This window comes from Pseudovibrio sp. POLY-S9, assembly GCF_001431305.1.
In the GTDB taxonomy this organism is placed as follows: domain Bacteria; phylum Pseudomonadota; class Alphaproteobacteria; order Rhizobiales; family Stappiaceae; genus Pseudovibrio.
In genome coordinates this window covers 1-2466 of record NZ_LCWX01000119.1, presented here as the reverse complement: position 1 = coordinate 2466, position 2466 = coordinate 1, and the positions used below count along the sequence as shown (strand labels likewise).

Here is a 2466-nt window from a genome sequence, read left to right as displayed (position 1 = left end):
GAGCGCCCTCCGTGTGCGGATAGACGCAGCAAAACAAATAAATGAACCCCATTTGATGAGAATGGGCCACAGCCCCAGACCCCAGTCTGCGACAGCGTGCCAACACAAGTGCAACTTGCATGCCAAAGCGAGATGAATACAAGAAAAGAGTACGCCACTACTCACTTAGCGATTGAAATAACTTGAGAATAAAGCCTGATAGGAATTTAGATCTGACGTAATTCTAGGTCGTAGAGGGAAGTCGTAGCGAGCCAAAGTTGGCCCGGAGACCTGCATCAGACCCACAAGTTTGGCGCAACACCTTGAAAACACTATGAAAAGAAGCGGGCCAAAAATGGCCCTCCCTTGATATGTAAGGGAAAATTGGACTAGTTGCTCAAAGACAGGGTGCTTTCAAAGCTAGATTGAGCCCTGCGACTCCCTAAATGACCACCAAAACAGCTCCTTCCAGAGGAGAAAATGGCAGGCTTCACCAGCAAAAGCGACAATTAAGATGAACATTGCTCAGGATTAAGGAGGCAACATGAAGTTTTGTCTGAGATACAAGAGCAGGCTTCTCCGCTCCAGAAAATCTAAATCATGAAGAAAACCAGAAACAACTGCTCACAAACGCATCCACAAAGCCGATCACTCGTACGGCACAACTCTTGATGGAAGTACTCGAATGGTAGCTCTGACTCACCGTGTCAGCAATGGATTGCTGTCTGCGAGTGTTTTCGCACCTGCAGCGAAGGTCGCCAATGTTCGCACCTCTGCCGCTCGCAATTAATGTGATCCGAGCAAGATGATTGCGATCAAGTCGCAAAATAAGTGATTTCATTCGCAGCCAATGTGAGTTTGGCCTCTCCGATAGACGCAGATAATTCGAACGAGAAATCTGATATTTGCGATCCAAGCTCCGGACATAAATAGAGCTGGCTGCATTGTCTTCACCTACCGGCCTTTGCTGGACTGTCACCCATGACGCTGCGCGGCATCATCAAGCATAAGATGATCTGCAACTGAAATGCTCCCGCTATCGGCACAGACTTGACACCTCACGCCTTCAGGCGACTTACAACCACTAGGGCACGACACCCGCCCAAGTGCGTTTGCGGCGCTATAGAACAAGAGGATAGTTTCACCACAATCAACGTCCTCACCCGAGTTCAAACTACGCGCATGGTCATAAAGTTCTTCAGCTAGATTTTTCATCTCTCACCTACCGGCGCTTTACAGACTATTGTGCAAGGAAGGTGCGGAATTCGATCATTTTCTGTTCGGCTTCCACATTGGTTTGCGCTTCAGGAATACCCGGAACAAGCAATGTCTTTCCGTCATGCGCGTGGCGTGCACGAGCCTCAACTCGCCGCACTAGGTCAGCCTTCCGACCCTCCCCAATGCAAATTGCTCCAGACAATTCTGACTTGTGAGAAAGTTCAATTTCGCCGCTACGATAACAATGTGCGTACATACTCATTTCCTTCAAATTGGCCTTTATTGGACTACTCTTCCCAATACTGCATATCTTCAGCGAGCGCGTCTTCTGGAGACAAACCCTCATCAAAGCTCTCTTTCCAGCACTCCTCACCGGTATGCTCCATTACTGGGCGTAGCCCATACCCGTTGACCTCACCGGTTTGCTCGTCTTTGCAGATCTTCTCGTGGTGATCTTCAAAGCGCTCTTTCCATTCTACCCACGATAAATCGTTAGACATGTTTCACCTCACCAGGCTTAGTTGGATTGCTTAAATCTGGCGTTGTTCATTGCTGCCTTTGCATCTTCGATTGCTTCACGGCATTCATTGCAGTTGTAACTTTCAGATGTCCGGAAACTCTCTACAACGTTGCTTTGGTCGCCCTGCAACGTTCCGTCATCATCAATTCGATCCCAAACATCACCGCAAAACGAACTCTCACCATCACCGGCATGATTTTGCACGCATACTCGTCCACTCGCTCTAACCATGTAATCAGGCATAATTAACCTACCGGCGTTTTATGGATTGCTTTCCACCGGAGGAAATAGCTTCTCAAGTCGTTCCAGTGTTTCCTTACGACCCATGTATCCATTTGCTGTTTCAAAGGACTTCGCAAAGATGGAAATTCGCATATGCTCTAACTGACATCGCACCAAAGTTCCGGTAACACATGCGGGTCGCGCATCTACCAAGTCGGCTAGGTGCCTATATTTTGGTTCTGGCTCAGCTATTGTTTCGTTCGGCGTGAGGTCAATTTGGAACATGCTGCAGGCACCAAGTACTGGAAGGGCAATCGCGTATACTAAAACGTCTTCAGCAAGATATGCCACGGCGGCGGCTAAGAGCCCCACAATAAGCAAAACAACTATAATAGGTGTTCTATACTCCGCAATAAAGCTCTCAAATAAGGCTCTCCTGCCATTTTGTAGAAAACTAATCAGACGTATTTTTCATAGCCTTGCAGATCCAGAAACAACCGCTGGAATATCGTTTGAGTATTGAACAG

At 47.8% G+C, this 2466-nt stretch carries 3 protein-coding genes; all 3 read right to left on the bottom strand.

Annotated features, from left to right (window positions below; all coding sequences use genetic code 11):
* Positions 1-1219: 1219 nt before the first annotated feature.
* Genes PPL9_RS09150 through PPL9_RS09140 form a run of 3 tightly spaced genes read right to left on the bottom strand, consistent with a single transcriptional unit; the run spans position 1220 to position 1921 of the window.
* Complete coding sequence (locus tag PPL9_RS09150; protein ID WP_057462413.1) at positions 1220-1453, bottom strand: hypothetical protein; 234 nt, start codon at positions 1451-1453, stop codon at positions 1220-1222.
* 31 nt (positions 1454-1484) lie between these two features.
* On the bottom strand, positions 1485-1697 hold the full coding sequence (locus PPL9_RS09145) for a hypothetical protein (protein WP_057462412.1): 213 nt from the start codon (positions 1695-1697) through the stop codon (positions 1485-1487).
* A 17-nt stretch (positions 1698-1714) separates the two neighbouring features.
* Positions 1715-1921 (bottom strand): hypothetical protein, encoded by a 207-nt coding sequence (locus PPL9_RS09140; protein WP_057462411.1) that lies wholly within the window; start codon positions 1919-1921, stop codon positions 1715-1717.
* Between the last annotated feature and the right edge of the window lie 545 nt (positions 1922-2466).